12 protein-coding genes are annotated in these 18,281 nt (G+C 61.6%); 6 read left to right on the forward strand and 6 right to left on the reverse strand.

Features of this window, described 5'->3' with window-relative positions:
- The first annotated feature begins 48 nt into the window (after nucleotides 1-48).
- Nucleotides 49-786 (forward strand): lipoate--protein ligase family protein, encoded by a 738-nt coding sequence (locus ANI01nite_RS00400; protein ID WP_141355257.1) that lies wholly within the window; start codon nucleotides 49-51, stop codon nucleotides 784-786.
- Nucleotides 787-848: 62 nt separating this feature from the next.
- Here ANI01nite_RS00400 and ANI01nite_RS00405 read toward each other — a convergent pair whose 3' ends face one another.
- Entirely contained in the window at nucleotides 849-1,127 is a 279-nt protein-coding gene (locus ANI01nite_RS00405) for a mycoredoxin (RefSeq protein WP_038991221.1), read from the reverse strand.
- A gap of 127 nt (nucleotides 1,128-1,254) precedes the next feature.
- Here ANI01nite_RS00405 and ANI01nite_RS00410 point away from each other — a divergent pair, with 127 nt between their 5' ends.
- Complete coding sequence (locus ANI01nite_RS00410) at nucleotides 1,255-1,983, forward strand: SOS response-associated peptidase (RefSeq protein ID WP_141355258.1); 729 nt, start codon at nucleotides 1,255-1,257, stop codon at nucleotides 1,981-1,983.
- On the opposite strand, the gene ANI01nite_RS00415 is transcribed toward ANI01nite_RS00410, so the two are convergent.
- The 4 genes from ANI01nite_RS00415 to ANI01nite_RS00430 all read right to left on the reverse strand — a co-directional run bounded on the left by ANI01nite_RS00415 (nucleotide 1,980) and on the right by ANI01nite_RS00430 (nucleotide 5,086).
- On the reverse strand, nucleotides 1,980-2,504 hold the full coding sequence (locus ANI01nite_RS00415; protein WP_066138519.1) for a hypothetical protein: 525 nt from the start codon (nucleotides 2,502-2,504) through the stop codon (nucleotides 1,980-1,982). The genes ANI01nite_RS00410 and ANI01nite_RS00415 overlap by 4 nt on opposite strands.
- A gap of 100 nt (nucleotides 2,505-2,604) precedes the next feature.
- Nucleotides 2,605-3,234, reverse strand: coding sequence for an MBL fold metallo-hydrolase (locus ANI01nite_RS00420; RefSeq protein WP_038991218.1), 630 nt, complete (start codon nucleotides 3,232-3,234; stop codon nucleotides 2,605-2,607).
- Complete coding sequence (locus ANI01nite_RS00425; RefSeq protein ID WP_141355259.1) at nucleotides 3,234-4,319, reverse strand: S-(hydroxymethyl)mycothiol dehydrogenase; 1,086 nt, start codon at nucleotides 4,317-4,319, stop codon at nucleotides 3,234-3,236. The genes ANI01nite_RS00420 and ANI01nite_RS00425 overlap by 1 nt, the downstream gene beginning before the upstream one ends.
- Before the next feature lie 527 nt (nucleotides 4,320-4,846).
- Nucleotides 4,847-5,086 carry a hypothetical protein gene (locus tag ANI01nite_RS00430; protein WP_141355260.1) on the reverse strand — a complete coding sequence of 80 codons (240 nt, stop codon included), beginning with the start codon at nucleotides 5,084-5,086 and terminating at the stop codon, nucleotides 4,847-4,849.
- Nucleotides 5,087-6,163: 1,077 nt separating this feature from the next.
- On the opposite strand from ANI01nite_RS00430, the gene ANI01nite_RS00435 reads away from it, so the two are divergent.
- The 4 genes from ANI01nite_RS00435 to ANI01nite_RS00450 all read left to right on the forward strand — a co-directional run bounded on the left by ANI01nite_RS00435 (nucleotide 6,164) and on the right by ANI01nite_RS00450 (nucleotide 17,780).
- The gene (locus tag ANI01nite_RS00435) at nucleotides 6,164-12,928 is read left to right on the forward strand and encodes a hypothetical protein (protein ID WP_141355261.1); all 6,765 of its coding nucleotides are present in this window, start codon (nucleotides 6,164-6,166) and stop codon (nucleotides 12,926-12,928) included.
- Nucleotides 12,929-13,287: 359 nt separating this feature from the next.
- Nucleotides 13,288-13,596: a DUF6504 family protein gene (locus ANI01nite_RS00440; RefSeq protein ID WP_245858489.1), complete on the forward strand. Its 309-nt coding sequence runs from the start codon at nucleotides 13,288-13,290 to the stop codon at nucleotides 13,594-13,596.
- A 36-nt stretch (nucleotides 13,597-13,632) separates the two neighbouring features.
- Entirely contained in the window at nucleotides 13,633-17,088 is a 3,456-nt protein-coding gene (locus ANI01nite_RS00445; protein ID WP_141355262.1) for a DNA polymerase III subunit alpha, read from the forward strand.
- Between the two features lie 83 nt (nucleotides 17,089-17,171).
- Nucleotides 17,172-17,780: a nucleotidyltransferase family protein gene (locus ANI01nite_RS00450; RefSeq protein ID WP_141355263.1), complete on the forward strand. Its 609-nt coding sequence runs from the start codon at nucleotides 17,172-17,174 to the stop codon at nucleotides 17,778-17,780.
- A gap of 6 nt (nucleotides 17,781-17,786) precedes the next feature.
- On the opposite strand, the gene ANI01nite_RS00455 is transcribed toward ANI01nite_RS00450, so the two are convergent.
- Nucleotides 17,787-18,227, reverse strand: coding sequence for a VOC family protein (locus ANI01nite_RS00455; protein WP_121866873.1), 441 nt, complete (start codon nucleotides 18,225-18,227; stop codon nucleotides 17,787-17,789).
- Nucleotides 18,228-18,281: the final 54 nt, after the last annotated feature.

The raw sequence follows: 18,281 nt of genomic DNA on the forward strand, positions 1-18,281 counted from the left end.
GTGACATCTACTCCACCTGAAGCGATTTGCTGAATTAGACTCAGTTCCATGAGTTTGTGGAATGCCCAGTCAGATGCGCCGTTATCCGTGGAAATCGAAGTTCCAAGCGGAGACCCGGCAGCTGACCTAGAACGCGGAGTGCAGTTGCTGCGCGATGTCCAGTCGGGCGAGAGGGGTTCTTTGCTACGGCTCTATCGTCCGGACCCGACTCTGGCCTTTGGCCAGCGTGATGTGCGTCTGGACGGCTATGAGGAGGCGCGGGAGGTGGCGCAGCAGCTCGGCTTTGCGCCATTGGTGCGCAAAGCCGGTGGCCGAGCCGCGGCATATCACCGGGGCACATTAATCGTTGACCACATTGAGCCCGAAGCTGAGGCAGTGATGCGCCAGCAAAGCCGCTTCGAGGTATTTGCCCGCGTCTATGCCAACGCCTTCCAGCGCCTTGGCGTGAATGCGCAGGTCGGGCCAATCCCGGGGGAGTACTGCCCCGGCGATCATTCGGTACATGGTCTCCCTGACGGGAACTCGCCGCGCAACTATCCAGTGAAGCTGGTAGGAACGGCTCAGCGTGTGGTTTCCGGCGCATGGCTGTTCTCTTCAGTCTTTGTTGTCGAGGATTCTTCGTCCTTGCGCCAGGTCCTTGATGGGGTCTACCAGGCAATGGGTGTTCCGATGGATCCGACAACGGTAGGCGCAGCGAACGATTTGCTCGCCGGTGTCACGACTGAAGCATTTGTTTCCGCGTTGCTCGAGGAATACCGCGAGCACGCAACGCTGCACGGTGCATAGCGCAGCTTAAAAAAGCATCGGCACCTGCTAGGGGGTGCCGATGCCTGGTCTTGCGAGTGGAACTATGCGCCGACGCGCTCAACAACCTCGTCGATGCGCGGGTTGGTGGCTGCGGTTCCATCCGGGAAAATCAGAGTTGGAACGGTCTGGTTGCCGTTGTTGAACGACTCGACGATCTCCGCGGTGCCTTCAACTTCTTCGATATTCACCTCGGTGTAGGCGACACCCTTCTGGTCCATCAGGCGCTTGAGGTTGCGGCAGTAGCCGCACCAGCTGGTGGTGAACATGGTGACTCCGCCGGCAGCGGGAACGTACTGGTCAAGGTTCAATTCATTGCTCATAGTTGGTGTAACGGCACGCATGTTGACTTTGTTCCCGGCTGGCCGGAAAAAGTTCGCTGAATTCTCGGACGCTGCTCGCTAGACTGGGGAGCAGATTTTCCTTGAGGCCGGACTAGGGGGGCAAGCGATGTGCGGACGATATGTGATGGCCAAAGCTATCGGCGATCTGGTGGCGGAGGCCGAGGCCGAAGCTGACGACAACCTGGAATTGCGCCAGTCATGGAACGTTGCGCCAACCACCGATGTGCCGATTGTGCTCGAGCGGCTGATCGGCGATGATCTGCACCGCCAGGTCCATGTCGCCCGGTGGGGGCTGGTGCCAGGCTGGGCGAAGGAGCTTTCGGTCGGGGTGCGTGCCTTCAACGCGCGCAGCGAGACGGCCAGCACCAAGCCGACCTTCCGCTCAGCAGTGAAGAAGCGCCGAGCCGTCGTCCCGGTGGAAGGCTACTACGAGTGGAAGAAGGAGGGCAGCAAGAAACGCCCCTTCTACGTGCACCGCGAGGATGGAAAGCTGATCTTCTTCGCTGGCCTCTATGAATGGTGGAAGGACGAGGACGGATCCTGGATTCTTTCCACCTCGATCATGACCATGGACTCGCCTTCGGCTGAAGAACCAGGGGTGCTCGGCGAACTTGCCGGCCTGCACGACCGCTTGCCCATTCCGCTGGGCAAGGAGATGATGGGCCGTTGGATGAACCCTGCCGAGGAAGATGGCGAAGGGCTGATCGAGCAGATTCGTGCACAAGCGTTCGATGTGGCCTCAGAATGGACCATGCATGAGGTCGACACCGCTGTCGGCAATGTGCGCAACAACTCTCCGGAGCTGATCGAGGCGCACAGCAACTCGCTGTTCTAGCGCTGGTGCCGGGCGGCGTGCTGCACCATCCAGGCGCCGTTGGCCATGGCGAATACTGCCAGCCCCAGTCCCATCAGCCGCCGCGCGGCAACGCCCGCCGGGGACGTGGCCAGCGAGGACAGCTGTGCGTGCGTCAGCGGCTCATAGGCGAACCAGTCCAAAGGCACCGGTTGCAGCGTATCCCAGATCTTCAACCCGGTCCCTGCCAGGAACAAGGCCAAGGCGAGCGCGGCCAGGATCCAGGGTACGACTCTGAGAGGGCGCACCGCCAGAATGCGGCGCATCAGGAAGATCCCTGCTGCCAAGCAGAGAGTGACGACGCCGAAGAACAGCAGCGCTCCTCCGGCAAGAAGCACAGGGCTCGGCGACTGCGAGATCGTTCCTGCGGCCGAATGGAAACTATCTGCGGCAGCGGCCACCGGTTGGCGGCCGTCGTGCCAGATCAAAACGAGGCCGCAGAGCAGGGCGGCAAGGCCGCCATAGCCTGCCGTTCTCTGGATCCGCAAATGCGTTTCAGGCATGGATTCATTATTCCATCGATGGTGCGGGAAGCAAGGTTGGCGGCAGCAGCCGGCCCGCAGGCCGGCTGCTGCCGCCATTTGGTGGAATCGCTGTCGCGGGTCAGTGCCCGCGCTTGATCCATTCATCCAGGTTCGGCGCTTCGGCACCGATGGAAGTGGCATCGCCGTGACCGGTATTGACCACCGTTTCGGCTGGCAGCACCAGCAGCTTGGTGCGGATCGATTCAATGATCGTCTCGAAGCTGGAGTAGCTGCGCCCGGTAGCACCCGGTCCGCCGTTGAACAGGGTGTCGCCGCTGAACAGCACGCCGAGGTCTTCCGCATAGAAGCAGGTTGAACCTGGCGAGTGCCCCGGGGTGTGCAGCGCGGTCAGCGAGGTGCCGGCGATGGTGAATGAATCGCCTTCGCTGATTTCCGCGTCCACGTCGCGCTCCGGGTAGACAGCTTCCCAGAGCATGCGGTCTTCCGGGTTCAAGAACAAAGGTGCATCAACGGCGTCGGCGAATTCGCCGGCAGCGCGGATGTGGTCGTCGTGCCCGTGGGTCAGCAGCACGGCCATGACTTCGCGCTCGCCCACGGCTTCGCGGATCTTGGCAACATCGTGTGCCGGGTCGATCACCATGACCTCGGAATCATCGCCGATGATCCAGACGTTGTTATCGACATCCCAGGTGCCGCCATCCAGCGAGAAAGTGCCGGAGGTGACGACGTTCTCGATGCGGGCAGCCATTAGAGCTCCACCACCGAACGCAGCACGGTGCCTTCATGCATCTTCTTGAACGCCTCTTCGATTTCATCGATCTTGATGCGTTCCGTGACGAAGGAGTCCAGATCCAGCCGGCCGAGCTTGTACTGCTCGACAAGCATCGGGAAGTCGTGGCTTGGCAGGCAGTCGCCGTACCACGAGCTCTTCAGCGAGCCGCCTCGGCCGAAGACGTCCAGCAGCGGCAGCTCGAGCTTCATCTCCGGGGTCGGGACGCCCACCAGCACCACGCGGCCTGCAAGATCGCGGGCGTAGAAGGCCTGCTTGTAGGTTTCCGGACGGCCTACAGCATCGATCACCACATCGGCGCCGAAGCCGCCGGTCAGTTCCTGGATGGCTTCCACGGCGTCGACCTTGGCGGAATCCACGGTGTGGGTGGCGCCGAAGGTCTTCGCGGTTTCCAGTTTGTCAGGGTTGACGTCCACCGCGATGATGGTGGTCGCGCCGGCCAGCTGCGCGCCGGCGATGGCGGCGGCGCCGACGCCGCCGCAACCGATCACGGCAACCGACTCGCCGCGCTTGATTTCGCCGGTGTTGATCGCCGCGCCGATGCCGGCCATGATGCCGCAGCCCAGCAGGCCCACGGCGGCCGGATCTGCTTCTTCATCCACGATGGTGCACTGTCCGGAGTGGACCAGGGTCTTCTCGGCGAAGGAGCCGATGCCCAGGGCGGCCGACAGCTCGGTGCCATCTTCCAGGGTCATCTTCTGGGTGGCATTGAACGTGTTGAAGCAGTACTTCGGCTCGCCCTTGGCACAAGCGCGGCACTGGCCGCAGACTGCGCGCCAGTTCAGGATCACGCGGTCGCCGACCTTCACGTTGGTGACGTTCTCGCCGATCTGGCTGACGACTGCGGTGGACTCGTGGCCCAGCAGGTAGGGGTAGTCGTCGCCGATGCCGCCGAGCTTGTAGTGCAAGTCGGTGTGGCAGACACCGGTGGTGAGCACGTCGACGACTACTTCTCCGGGGCCCGGGTCCGGAACGATGATGTCGACGACCTCTACCGGCGCATCCTTGGCGCGGGAAACGACGGCTTTGACCTTATGAGGCATGGGATTTAGCTCCTGGAACGATTGACTGTTGCTGTCTCGATGCTATCGGTGCGGCAGGCGGGAATCTAGGAGCAGCACGCCAAATGACCAAGTGTGGCGCGGTTAAGCTGCCCTGTGCGGCAGATTTGCCGATTGAACCGAATTCTGCATAGTCGATGACGTGTTTAGTGGACATATGCATGGCCGACGCTTGATTCTTAACTGGACTAGTCAAAGTGAAAAGTGCAGTCTGGGACGAAGGAGAAAGATCGCAAGAGTAGCGCACGATCAAGTTGGCGCTGGGCAACGGCTACCGCCATGTGGACACCGCGGTGACTTTCGGCAACGAGCTGGCAGCCGAAGGAGCATTGCGCGGGCCAGGAGCAGTAGGTGACCAGCAAGTTCGACAAGGACGAGCACTCCCGCGACGGCGTGGACGCTGCCTACAAGAGCGCTTGCTAGTTGACGGGGTTGGATTACATGGATTTGTACCTGATGCACTGGTTCGACCCGCAGCCGGGCATCGACTTCGAGCGCAGTACTCGGCTCTACAACAGAGGGGACTTCAGCTCCCGGAATGCCTTCTCGATTTCCCATCGCTGGTGACGCAATCCCATCAGCGTCAGCGTGGTGCCTTCGGCCGGGTCTAGTAGGCTGGCCACCAGCCAGTTCGTTTCGGTGGTGACCACTTGCCCTTCGGCGTCTACAGCGATACGCGCGGTGAGTACCCGTATCGGCATCCCGGCCATCGCAGAGAGGAAGGACCCGTACGGCAGCACCCAGTGCACCGGAATGTTCCTTCCGGCTTGACCTGCACCAGGAACTGGGCGCTGGTGCCGGCGATCTGGCTAAGCAGATCCGCGGCGACGAAGTTCCGATCGGCCATGACCAGCATGCGCGACCCTATGGAGCGCAGTAGCTGAGGGGCGTAGGTGGTTTTCCGGATGCCGTTGGGTCCGACACGGCGTCGATGTTCCTGCGGGTGCCACAGGCCAGCATGGCCAGGACCCTGGCTTTCGGGTCCCGGCGCCGCCGCGCAGACCGGGATGTTTGCAATAGATGAGCAGGCGGAGGCGTTGTTCGTGGGTGCCAGTCAAGGTTGGGGCTTCGTCGACCATGTACAGGGGATGTGCTCGGTCAGGGCGCCGAGGTGCAGTTCTCCGAAGGCCTCTATGAGTTCTGGCAGGGTGGTTTGTGACTGCCTGCTGATCCGGGATTGGCCTGGTGGTGCTGGTCGGTGGGATGTTGGCATACGAGGAACTCCTGTACTGCATTTTGGGGTGAACAATTCACATCTTTAACAAGGGTTTCGTTTGATTAAAAGCCTTATCAGTGAACGTCTCACGATCTAAGACGGCTGAAGTATGCCATCGATGAACCGGTGGTTCGTCGGCGACACGCTGTTGATTGGGCGGGTTGAATGGAGTTCTTGCAGCTTAACTAAACGGCATTGGGACGAGGAGGTTACATCTACGCGACATAGACCCGGGACTCCGAAGCTTTGTATCAGGCTCAGGCAATGCTTTATGACACCGTGCAGTTTGGATTGGCATAGACTTAGGCAATGAGCTACGACTCTTGAGCTGCGGGTCCGTGTCCGGTGTGTTTTCGCGGGATCGATGGCGTCTTATCGCATCACAGTTGCGATAGCTTTGTGACCAGCTGATGGCATCATGTCACAAGAGCCATCGAGCCCGGCGACTTCAGATTCTAGCCGTATTGTCGGCCGTAGACGTCATGTATCCACATGAGGTTACAGGTCGACCCAGCTCGACAGCTTTCGGTGAGCCGCTTGCTGCATAGTTTTGCAGTCGAAAAGCTCGCGACAGACGAACAGGTGAAGGATAATTTGATGACAGGTTCTAATGAGTGATCTGCACCATGCACACCGTGGATACGTCTACCAGGACCTGTTGGCGGCGGTGGAGGCAGTGGACGTCATCCTTGGCCGCGCCGAGCGTATCTGGTGCGATACGCGCCTGTGCGGTGAACACGATCGGTTCGACGACCTGACTATCGAAGGTTTGGACGGTCATCGTGCTCGGCGCCAGATCAAGCATCAGGTGGAGCCCCGAGAGCTCGACGTCGATACGTTCGCTCGCCCCGCCCGATCACTGCTTCTCAGTGAGGTCCTGCGCGGCATCAAGGCGGATGTGGCCGCCAATCCTGCGGTAGCTGCTAAGACGTCCTATACTGTCTATCTGCGCGACTCTATTCCGACCGACACGGTCCTCACCGCCGTGCTGGTAGCGGCCGATCCAGACCCAGGGCCGTCGGTTGCGGGAACGTCCACGACGAGATATCGGTTTAATTCGGACGCTTTGTGGAACGGCGTGCACCGACCTAGGGCAGGATCACGACCGGCTGGCGACGCGTGGGAGTTCTTGCGGGTACCAGCCGCCGGTACTGGCACCGAACCCAAGTATTCTACGGGACTCACCTTTACCCGCGATGAGATCGCACAATTGTGTGAGCGGCTTATCGTCGAAGTCAACGCGCCGGCCATGTCGAGCGACTTCGCGGAACCCGGGCCCCTTGAAGAACTACTGCTCGGGCGCTTGCGCACCGAGGTGGGTGTGGGTGAGTACCCCAACGAGAACCGCCGACCCGAGGATGTGGCCGCCTCGCTGGTTGCAGCTGCGGCGAAGGCGAGAGCCTCACACGAGCCGCTAACGCGAGTCGAGCTGCTTCGCGTCCTCTCATTGAGGACGGACTACGGTAGCGTGACTCGACGGAGTCCCGCCGTGCCAGAGCAGCAGGTGGAACGCGATGGTGCCGTTGAGTCCCTTCGCGCTGCTATCGAGGCAGCCGCTCTGGCCGGTGGCCATGTGATTGCTCAGGCACCGCCCGGGCAGGGCAAGTCGTGGGTCGCCGATCAGCTGAGGTCTTCTCTCTCGAACGACGGGTGGACAGTGGCCGAACATTACTGCTTTCTCAATGACTCGGAGGAGGAGCGCGACGACCGAGTCGCTAGTGAGCGGATCTTCGGATCGCTGATGGAACGGGTCGCTTTTGCCCATCCGGACCTAGCCTCGGAACAGCGACCGATTTTCAGCGCCGACGAGCAGACTCTGATGCATTTGGTGTCCGCCGTTGCCCGTCAGGCCGGGCATTCGGTGGCTCTCATCGTGGACGGCCTGGACCACGTGACCAGAGTCCGCGGCACAAAGCCTGGAGCGATGTCTGCATCGTACGCGTTGGCTGCGCAGATTGCGGCGCTGGAACCGCCCTCCGGTTGCACAGTCGTGGTGTTGAGTCAGCCGGGTGAACATCTTGCGCCGTTGATCGGAGCGGGTGCGGTCACCGTGCCGATTCCTCCGATGGACGTGGATGAGATAGGCGGGCTGGTTGGTCGGTTGGGTCTCTTTGGAGAAGCCGAGGGCCGTGCAAAGGGTGATGCTGGCCTCTCGGAACCTGTTGGTGGCTGCACAGTCGTTGGCAGGTCCCCTATGGACTCATTTGTTTCCAAGGGCGAAGAGAAATCCGAGGGCGACGTCGGTGGCGCTGTCCTCGTGCCGGCGCAGTCGACTGCGTCCGAACGCATGCGGTTGGTGGAGGCTATTTATCGGCGTTCGGGCGGCAACCCGCTTTACGCGACGTACCTTGCCCGCGAACTGATGCGTCCAGACCGAGCGACTTTGGACATGACGTCGGGATCACCCTCTGAGGTGCTCGAAACGATTCCGCCGTACGACGGCGACCTTGAACACTACTACACATATCTGGCGGAGCTGCTCGACGACAGCGGGCAAGCAGCGGCAGACACGCTCACCTTGGTGGATTTTCCACTTACCGAGGAAGAGCTAAGCACAATCCAACCTAGCCAAGGACACCGGATCTCCAAAGCATTGCGCGTACTGGAGCCAGTGTTGCGGAGCTCCCCCCGTGGGTTTGCCGTTTACCACGAGTCGTTCGCGCGGTTTCTCCGCCGAGAATTGGACGCCGCGCCCGAGGCATTAAGTGCTCGGATCGATGCGGTTGTCGTGTGGATGAACTCGCTTGGGCTTTTCGACGACGGACGTGCATTCGTGTCGATGTTGCCGCTGTTGGCGGCCGCACGACGTTACCAAGACGTGCTTTTTATTGTCGACAGGTCGTTCGCTGCGCAAGCAGTCGGGGCCGGATTTCCGCCGTCTGCGATACGGGCTAACCTGTCCGTGGCGATTCGGTGCGCCCAGCGGATAGGCGACTGGCCAGCGGTAGTGCGGTCGCTGGAGCTTATGCGCGGCGTGGAGACCTACGAGCATGAGCGTCTCGCTGACTTGGACGTTCGTTTCCTCGACGTGCGACTGGCTCTGTTTGGGGGCCAACAGTTGGCCGATCGTATGCTGCGCGACGGCCTAATTACGATGCCAGCTGAGGCCGGGCTGTTGCTCTGCGCCGAACTAGATCGGGCTGGTTTCGCGCCACCGTGGCGACAGTACCTGCACGCTTGGCGGGATCAGGGCGAAGGCGATGATCACCGGGACGATGATGCAGTCGACGCTGCGTTACTGCGCGGGCAGCTGCGGCTGCAGTCGATCGAGGGTGCCTTGGAGCGTGCGGCTATAAGGGACCGCAACCAGACCGGCGAGACCGACCGGACCGACGAGCAGTCAGATCTAGAGCAGCTGCTTGCGATAGGGCAGGAGTGGTGCGACGAAAATCCGTCACTTGGCCGGTGCCGCGTCGTGGTAGAGATTGTCAGTGAGATCCTCGGCATCGACGCTGCCGTTGCCATGGTCGAGAATGTCGAAGCCAAAGGCGCCTTCCTGCTAGCACTGGCCGAACATGTCGAGGCTCTCGACAACGATGCAGATATAGCCTCGTACGGATCAGCCGTGGGATGGGCGACTCAGGCTCTTGAGGCGGGGTTGCCTCCGGGCTGCTTGCATCGGGCATGTGAGCTCGGTGCAGAGATCAGACCAGGGGGTTTATCCGCTCGTGGCCCCAACGCTGGCGCAGCGGTCGCGACGGCAATAGCAGACGCGGATCAGCAAGCATTGTTGGCAGCAGCCGACGCTGCGCTCGAGCATCACAGCCTGCGGAACTGCGAGTTGTTCCTTGACGCATTGGAGCGTTGCGGGACACAGCCGATTGCTCTGGATGCCGTAATCGCTACGCTTGCCGGCGAAGGCTGGTACCGGTGTTGGCTTCGCTTCTGCGTGGATCTCGTACGAGCCGAAGCATGCACGACAGACGAGACTAGCTCGCGAGCAATGGAGGCCCTAACACGTCTGACCGAGGACGCCCGGCCATTCAAGGGGAGGCCGCGAGCCGTTGATCTGTACCAGGAGATGGATATCATCTGGTCGACGGTCGCGAGGGCTGTACGGCTGCTGGACACAGACGACTGGACGGGCGGCATTGAGTTGTTGCTCGACGTCGGTCGGAGAATTACTAGGAGCGTCGACGGTGAAATGGGAGTGCCCTTCCCCCCGGACAGGGTGCTGTCACTCGGCTTTGAAACCTTGCCAGATGAGCATGCCGAGTTCCTCAGCGAGCAGATCCGCCGCGAGATCGAGCTCTCATCGAAGAGATTCTACAGCGATATTGCAGAGTTCCATCTGCTCGACGCCCTCGTCCAACTGCGTCGTGCGGATATCGCCGCGGAGCGCTCGGACGCCCCGGGGGCTGACGTCGAGGCTCGAGAAGCCACTAACGAAGCGAAGAGAGCATGGAGCGCAGCGTGCGACTCGTTACTTGGCTACGGATGGCACAAAGACATCACGGTCTTCGAAGTGCTCGATCCCCTGGAGAGCCTGATCGAAATTGATCAGGTCCGCGGACTCAAACGGCTAGCTGACGCCTTCGACTTGGCATATGGCGCTTGGCAGCACAGTGACGGCCGTGAAACCCGGCACGCCCCGCTGCGGTGCTGGGCACTGCTCGCCGAAGCCGACCCAGTCGCGCACGCCGAGAACTCCTTGGAGCACGGTCTTGCCTCACGAGGCAAAGGGACACACTGGGAAGAGATGCGTCAGGATCTATGGACAAGTCACGCACTGTCCGCTGACCCAGTGCTCGCCGTGCTCGCCTCTGCAACGCTGCCGGCTGCTCCTCGCGCCGCGATATACGAAGAGGTCCTGCGACGTTTTGCCGCGGAGCAGCCCGAGCTTGGAAATATGGCGCTCCTCGATGAGGTCCTGCAGCGTGCGCTGACACGAGGTGACGAGATAACTAGCCCGTCGGACGTCAGAGAGTCGACAGCGTACGAGGCAATCATTGCCTCGTTCAATGAGATGTCGACCGAGCGAGGACTTAGGCGATTGGGCGAACCAGTCACGGACTCAGCGCGGGGCCCGGCATCGCGTGAAACCTCCACCTCAGATCTCCGGCCTGATCCATCGTTAAGTCAGAGCTCAAGCATCATAAACCCTACGTTGGAGCGGGAGGACCAGGCCGCCGTTGCCGCTGCGCTAGGGGAGGTCGATGGATTGGCCAAGAGTGCCCCTGCGGGAGCGGTCGGGGTTGCGATTCTGACGCGCGCTTGGCGACGCAGAGGGGTTGATGCCGGCCGTGGCACCAATCGCACTGTGGTCGTAGATGCGTATGCCGACGCAATTGGAGCCCGCTTGAAGGACATTCTCAAAGACGGTCGGTCTGCCGAGGTTTCCACTGTGCTCGAGGCATTGTCCGAAGTGGCTTCCCCCTACGACCCTCATATGCTACTGGTCCGCATCGGTGATGCTTTCGAAGACGCCGCAGATGTCTCGAGTTCCGCAACAAGTGTAGGGGGTACCGCGCAGGACCCCCCGCCACACATTCTGCGGGAGATGGCTGCTCGGGCGTTTGCCCTTGCGTGGACTCAAGCTCGAAACGGCAGCGGTTGGCTGGCCTTTGGTGGCATTGACCATATGGAGTTATTGAGCCGGGCGACAGCGCTCGCTCCGCAAGTAACATCAGAAGCCGTCGGGATCGCCATCGAGCGTCGCCTGAACGGGAAACAGACTCTGGGCATTACGCGTGCCCTGATTGAGGCTTTGAGCGCTGGGGCGCTCGAAGCGCCCGCTGTACCCGCTGAGCAAGTGACACTCGGCGAGCAACAGACGCCTGCTAAGAGCGCGGCGATGGACGTAGCGTTTGCCGTGTGGGACGAAGCCTTTGCAATCATCTCTGGACGTGTCCAGCTAACTCCTGGCGAAAAACTCGGTGAATATTTCGATGGTGTTCGGCACGAATTGTCCTCCGCAGAGCCTGTCATCTCTGCACAGGACTACTCTCTAGTGCTTACAACCTTTGCTGGTCTCTCCCACCCGGGGCGAGAGAACCTGCGACGAACGATGATTGCTCTTGAGGACTTGGCGACGCTGCGGCCGGTACTGTTCGCACATGGGTTGGCGAAGGCTCTGGCCTTCATGTCGGGAGCCGTGGCCCCGGTGTTGCTGTTGACGATGGTCGAGCGGGTTGCGGCGAAGGACCCATCGCTGCTTGATCACTCCACAGATGGGCTCAAAAATCACCTAAAATCCGACTACCTCGTAGTGCGCGTACTGGCGCGCCGCTTGCTTAGCTATCTGACCGACGCGAATCTTCCCGACCCGATTTCGGATCCGAACGTTTTCCCCAGTGAAGATCCAGGGCCGGAAGACGCGAGCCAGCGCTGGTCAATGGCCATCGAAGCGTACCGCCGAGCACCGTTCCGCCCGCATCTCATTGACGCGCAAATCCAAGGGTTCGCGCTGGCAGTTGTGGAGCTAATTGCGCGTGAGATGCATAATGAAGATTTCACTAGTGAATGGCACAAAGCCGCCAGAAAGCTGGGCGGTAGAGAGTGGCCCGACGCAGTTCTTCTCGACCAGCATGTCGCTGAGGAGTCGCTGCAGCGCGCTGCCGGCGGCATCCGCGCCCGCTTGGCCGCCAATGGGACATTCATCTCTGGAGCAGTCGAGTGGGAGGACGGGCTAGCGGATATCATCATGCTAAGTCCCATTCCGGTGATGTTTGAGCGAGGAAGGATTCCCCGTCCCGCGCTGCCGCCTCCGCCAGTGAGAATCGAGCCGACTGAGCAAGAAGCCGCGTCAGAGACAGCTCGAGTGGTGGTCGAGAGACTTGGCGAAGCAGAACCTTGGACGGTTTCTGCACTAAATGCTGGAGACCCATATTCCGACTGGTTTGTATTAGCGTACTGCGAGTCGCGCCGTGCCAACCCGACGCAAAGCCATACCAAGCCGGACGAATGGTCGTACATTGAAGCCGGTGTAGAGGCGGATCTGGGGACGATAGAGAAGTCTGAGTGGGCCGAGCCCTTGGACAAAACGACGCTCGCGCAGTGGCTGCATCCAGAACGAAAAACTGAGAGAAGCGTGGGCCGGATCCGGTTGGCGGCTACAGCGCGTCCCGTCGGCCTGTTCGTCGACGACCGTGCACGGCTCGGTTTGCCCCAGATGCTCGCCCCATCTGCGGTGCTCGTCGAGGCGCTCGACCTGTCTGGTGTGGCGTTCGATGATGTCGAGATGGTCATGAGCGATCCGACCGGTCCAGCCCTCGCGCATGTAGTGTGGCGGGCCTCGTATCGACACAGCGATTACTACATGTCATACCCTCGACTGGAAGGTGCGGCGTTGTTGCTCAGGCCAGACTTAGTGCAACGCCTGAAAGACCGGTGGGGAGACAAGCTGACGTGGCGTTCGTGGTCAGAGCACGAGTAAGGAAAATGCAGGTGAGCCCGGCCCCGGCGATTAGGTGGTTAGCCGTTAGGGTTTAGGCATCGCCTAGGACAGCTTCTGGGCACGCACTGACGTTCGAGTAGGTGTCCGGCCGTGGGGCGCTAGGGTTTCCATATGAGTCATCGTTTTTCGACGAGTATAGGCAGTGATTTCGGTCGGTCAGCGCCGTTGCCTGCCGACATCGTCGGCCTCCCCATGCATGGGGAGGAATCTGCCCGTGCCATCTCTCCGGGTTTCTGATTGCCCAACCCAAACTGTCGGTCGTGCTGACTAGTGTAACTGTCATTCGAACACATGTTCGAATAGAATGGTTCTACTAGGTAAGGAGTGCGCACGTGGGGATGTTCACCGAGTCGATCGAGGTGGCTCGCGCAGCGAATGGGATGCCGTTGCGCGTGAGCTGGCAGGGGCAGGACTACCGCTTGGTGGCTGAACCGCAGCGCTGGTTCGAGCGCCGCAAATGGTGGGATGAGAACCTGCGGATTCCCCGCGGAGCCGGTGCGGGGATTGCCGACTATGAGATGTGGCGCCTGCAGCTGGTCGCCGTGCGCGGATCCAGCCAAGTGCACAGCGTCGATGTGAGTTTTGATGCGCAAACTGAGCGGTGGCGCCTGGTGCGCGTGCATGACTCGCTGGCCCGCAGCGCCTGATGTCCCGGCAGGGGAACATATTTTCGAAGGACCTCCATGAGCTTCACCCATCTGAACGTCAGTTCTTCATACAGCGCCCATTACGGCGTCTCGCACCCAAAGCAGCTGGCCCAGGCGGCCAAGGCGCAGGGGGCGCAGATGCTTGCGTTGACTGACCGGGACGGGCTGTACGGGACGGTCAAGCATGTGGCAGCCTGCATGGCAGAAGGCCTGCATCCGATTCTCGGGGTGAACCTTGCGGTGCTCGATAGCCACGGGGAAGCCCAAGGGCGGATTGTCCTGCTGGCCCGTGGGCGCTGCAATGGCGCCGGGTATGCGGCGCTGTGCCGGGCCATCACCCTCGCGCATGGCACTTCGCATGGTGTTCCGGGCCTGGAAGCCGGGCAGTTGGCGCATCTGGGCGCCGGAGGAAATCTGATGGTCCTGCTCGGCGGGGAATCGGATGTGGCCCGCGCAATCCTCAAGGGAAACTATGCCCACGCCCGGGCGCTGCTTGCCAACTGGAAGAAGCGGCTGGGAAAGATGCTGCGCGTGGAGATCACCACGCACCTTTCCAGTCCCGGATCGCGCTACAGCCTCGGCGAAGCAGGCCGCTTGCTGCGCTACGCCCACGAGCGGGAGATCAAGGCAGTCCTCAGCAACGCTGTACGCTACGTGGATCCCGACGGTGCGGTCACCGCAGACATCCTGGACTCGGCGCGCGCCCTGCACAGCCTGAAGAACCTGGACTCCTGCCAGCCCAACGGCCAAGGGTGGCTGAAAACCCCGCAAGAGATGCGCCAGCTGGCCAAGGAAATCGGTTATGCCACCGAAAGAAGCTGGGCTCAACAGCTCTTGCGGGAAACCGAAGCGCTCGCCGAATGGGCTGCGGCCGACCCGGTGGCTGATCTCGGATGGAAGAAACCGGTCATCCCCGAGGCCAAGGTCCTCGGCTTGGATCGCCCGGCCATGCAAGAGCTCACCAGCCGCGTCTACGGTGCGGTGCCGGGGCTCTTGGGCGATGCGGACCCGAACCTGGTTGAAGAGTGCCTGGCCCGGGAACTCGGGGTGATCGACCGGCTGGACTTCGCCGGGTATTTCCTGACTGTCGCCGAAACCGTCAAGCTGATCACCGGCATGGGAATCCGCGTGGCCGCCCGCGGCTCCGGCGCTTCCTCGCTGGTGAACTACCTGCTGGGCATCAGCCAGGTGAACCCGCTAACCCACGACCTGGTGTTCGAACGCTTCCTCTCCGATACCCGCACCACCTTGCCGGACATCGACATCGATGTGGAATCCGCACGCCGCCACGAGATCTACCGGGAGATCTTCGCCAACTTCGGCGAAGAGCGCGTGAGCCTGATGAGCATGCAGAACGCCTACCGTGCCCGCGGCGCGGTCCGCGATGCAGGAGCCGCCCTCGGGGTGGAGCAGGAGCAGGTCGACGAGATCGCCAAGCAGCTCTGGCGCTTCTCCGCGTCCTCTTTCCGCGAAGCGCTCACCGAGAAGCCGGAACTGGCGGCATTGGCCGAACGCATTACCGATGACACCCAGCTCGATATCCTCATCGACGCCACCGAACGCCTGGACCGGCTGCCGCGCCATATCTCCATGCACCCCTGCGGAGTGATCCTCTCCGACGCGAGCCTGCTGGACCGCACTCCGGTCCAGCCGTCGGGCATCGGGCTGCAGATGAGCCAGTTCGACAAGCACGACATGGACCTGATGGGGCTGATCAAGCTCGACGTGCTTGGGGTGCGCATGCAATCAGCCATCGCCTACACCCTGGAAGAGATCGCCCGCATGCATACGGACAAGCAGTCGGTCGCGCGCGCCGGAGGGCATGTGGATGACAGCTATATCTCCGCTGCCGGAGCGATCGACCTGTCCCGGGTGCCGCTGGATGACGAACCCACATTCGAATTGATCCGCTCAACCCATACCCTGGGCTGCTTCCAGATCGAATCCCCGGGCCAGCGCGAGCTGATCGGCAAGCTCGCCCCGCGCGAATTCAACGACCTGATCATCGACATCTCGCTGTTCCGCCCTGGCCCCATGCAATCGAATATGGTCAAGCCCTACCTGGAGCACCGCCACGGCTTCGCCCCGGCCCAATACCTGCACCCGGACCTGATTCCAGCGCTCGCCGAAACCCATGGGGTCACCGTCTTCCATGAACAGGTGCTGCGCATCCTGGATGTGATGACCGGTTGCGGGCTGGGCATGGCCGATGTCTACCGCCGGCTGCTGGGGAATCCGGACAAGGAACCAGCCGTAGAACGCTATGTGCGCACCGAAGCAACCAAGCGCGGCTACAGCCAGGAGACGATCGACAAGGTCTGGGAAGTGCTCTCCGGCTTCGGGTCCTTCGGCTTCTGCAAAGCCCACGGGGCGGCCTTCGCCGTGCCCACCTACCACTCGGCCTGGCTCAAGGCCCACCACCCCGAAGCCTTCCTTGCCGGCATCTGGGAACATGACCCGGGCATGTACCCCAAGCGGCTGCTGGTCTCCGAAGCCCGGCGCATGGGCATCCCCATCCTGCCGCTGGACATCAACCGCTCCACCGGGCACTACCGGGTCGAACGGGTGTTCGAATCCGCTCCAGCGAAGCTCCCGGTGGTGCCACGCGCGCCCAGCTCGCTGCGCCCTGGACGCTATGGGGTCCGCCTGGCCTTCCGCGACATCCACCAGATGAGCGAACGCGAAGTCGAACGCCTGGTCGCTGGCCAACCCTATGAGCACCTTGCAGATGTCCGCGCCCGCGCGGGGCTCTCACGCCGCACCTACCAGAACCTCGCGGCCCTCGGCGTCTTCGACTCCCTGCTCGCCGGGACCTCGCGTGCCGACACCATCGCCCACACGCAATCCATGGCCCCCAGCTCCCTTCCGGCCAAATACCGGCCCGGCCCCGGACAGCTGGCGCTTGACCTTGGGAAAATCGAACACATCAAGGCCACCGGAACCGAGCTGGAACCTGCCGAAGTGGTGCGTACCGAACTGGACCTGATGCACCTGGATGCCAGCGAGCACCTGATCTCTTCCTACCGGCAACGCCTGGCGCACCTGCCTATTACCCAAGCGGCCGAGCTGCTGCAGTTGCGCAACGGAACCGAGGTGCTTGTCGCCGGAGTGCGCGTGGCCACCCAGACCCCGCCCATGCGCGGAGGCAAGCGCGTGGTCTTCATTTCCGTGGACGACGGGACAGGCTGCATCGATGCGACCTTCTTCGACGACACCCAGCAACGCACCGGGCCGTTGCTTTTCTCTACCCGCATGCTGCTCATCCATGGCGTCACCCGGCGCACCGGACCACGTGGCATCTCGCTGCAGGCGCTGAACGCCTGGGACCTGCATCAGCCCGAAACCTTGCCCGCTGCGGGGTACCTTGAAGAGCAGGGCCGCCCGCAAATCAGCTACCGGCCAAAGCTCGGCGAAGGTGCTCGCAGCATCGAAAGCGTCGGCGAGCTGGCAAAGCGGATGGAAGCCGAAGGGCTGGACCAGAGAGGGGCATGATGCGCTGGTTCGCTGACAGGGTTTTGCCCAGCATGTACATTGGCTCCAAAGGAACAAGTACTTGACGCGAGGGGCAAAGGAACGTGAGCGCACAGGACGAACAATTCTTTCTCAAGTGCGTCCAGGCAAACCCCGTCAACCAGCAAATCCTCCACCTCGCGCCACAGCTAGGTGTTTCGGACTGGTGGCTCACCGCAGGTGCACTATTCCAAACGGTATGGAACGTGCTTGAGGGCAAGGAGCCGCAAAACGGAATTCGCGACTACGACTTCTTCTACTTCGATGAAGATACGTCCTATGAGGCGGAAGACGCAGTCATACGCCGGGCCAAAGAACTCTTCAAAGGCATCGACGCAGAAATCGAAGTCCGCAATGAAGCACGCGTCCACATTTGGTACGAGGAGCACTTCGGCGTGCCAGCCATTCCCTTCACCAGCTCCACGGATGCCATCAATCATTTTGCAGCGAAGACCTGCTGCTTTGCGGTCACTCGCGACGCCCATGGGCAAATAGCCACCTACGCCCCGCATGGATTTGCAGATCTATTCGCCCGGAAGATCGTTCCGAACCCAGTGCTTGCCCCGCGGGAAGTCTACGAAGCCAAGATCAAAAGGTGGTTATCCCAGTGGCCGTCGCTGACCGCAGAGCCCTGGCCCGAGTCGGAAACATCGAGAAACATCACCCAAGGCTGAAAAACCTCAAACCGAGGAAACATGCCCGTCAGCATCAATGACGAATGACGGATTATGCACGAAATCCCAGCGGAACCCGTCCGGGTCGGCCACGCAGGCGCTCATTCCACCCCACGGCTGCACAGCCGGTGCCGTCACGGATTGCGCTCCGGCATCAAGCGCTCGCCGGTAGAACCGCTCGACTTCCTCATCGGTGTGCACGTTGTGCCCCAGCGACACAGGGGGAGCCTTCTCGCCGTGTCCGATGTCGCCATACTCGCTGGGCATCTGCGTAACGTCCCACAAGGCCAGCATCAAGGAATGCCCGGCACGGACAAAGGCAATCTCCGGGTGGGCTGGCTGCACCAGCTCGAAACCCAGCCCCTCGGTATAGAACCTGGTTGAAGCACCGACATCACGCACGCCGAGGGTGATCGCGCTGATGGTCGGCGGGGCCGACTTGTTCATGTAACCAGCCTAGGGTGCCCAGACCTCGAATGATAGGCCTAGAAGGCGCACACC

The organism is Glutamicibacter nicotianae, assembly GCF_006539525.1.
In the GTDB taxonomy this organism is placed as follows: Bacteria; Actinomycetota; Actinomycetes; order Actinomycetales; family Micrococcaceae; genus Glutamicibacter; species Glutamicibacter nicotianae.

What these genes read in the sequence shown, in the direction of transcription:
- ANI01nite_RS00400 (WP_141355257.1), top strand. Translation starts at nt 49, where the DNA reads ATGAGTTTGTGGAATGCCCAGTCAGATGCGCCGTTATCCGTGGAAATC.
- ANI01nite_RS00405 (WP_038991221.1), bottom strand. Translation starts at nt 1,127, where the DNA reads ATGAGCAATGAATTGAACCTTGACCAGTACGTTCCCGCTGCCGGCGGA.
- ANI01nite_RS00410 (WP_141355258.1), top strand. Translation starts at nt 1,255, where the DNA reads ATGTGCGGACGATATGTGATGGCCAAAGCTATCGGCGATCTGGTGGCG.
- ANI01nite_RS00415 (WP_066138519.1), bottom strand. Translation starts at nt 2,504, where the DNA reads ATGCCTGAAACGCATTTGCGGATCCAGAGAACGGCAGGCTATGGCGGC.
- ANI01nite_RS00420 (WP_038991218.1), bottom strand. Translation starts at nt 3,234, where the DNA reads ATGGCTGCCCGCATCGAGAACGTCGTCACCTCCGGCACTTTCTCGCTG.
- ANI01nite_RS00425 (WP_141355259.1), bottom strand. Translation starts at nt 4,319, where the DNA reads ATGCCTCATAAGGTCAAAGCCGTCGTTTCCCGCGCCAAGGATGCGCCG.
- ANI01nite_RS00435 (WP_141355261.1), top strand. Translation starts at nt 6,164, where the DNA reads ATGAGTGATCTGCACCATGCACACCGTGGATACGTCTACCAGGACCTG.
- ANI01nite_RS00440 (WP_245858489.1), top strand. Translation starts at nt 13,288, where the DNA reads ATGTTCACCGAGTCGATCGAGGTGGCTCGCGCAGCGAATGGGATGCCG.
- ANI01nite_RS00445 (WP_141355262.1), top strand. Translation starts at nt 13,633, where the DNA reads ATGAGCTTCACCCATCTGAACGTCAGTTCTTCATACAGCGCCCATTAC.
- ANI01nite_RS00455 (WP_121866873.1), bottom strand. Translation starts at nt 18,227, where the DNA reads ATGAACAAGTCGGCCCCGCCGACCATCAGCGCGATCACCCTCGGCGTG.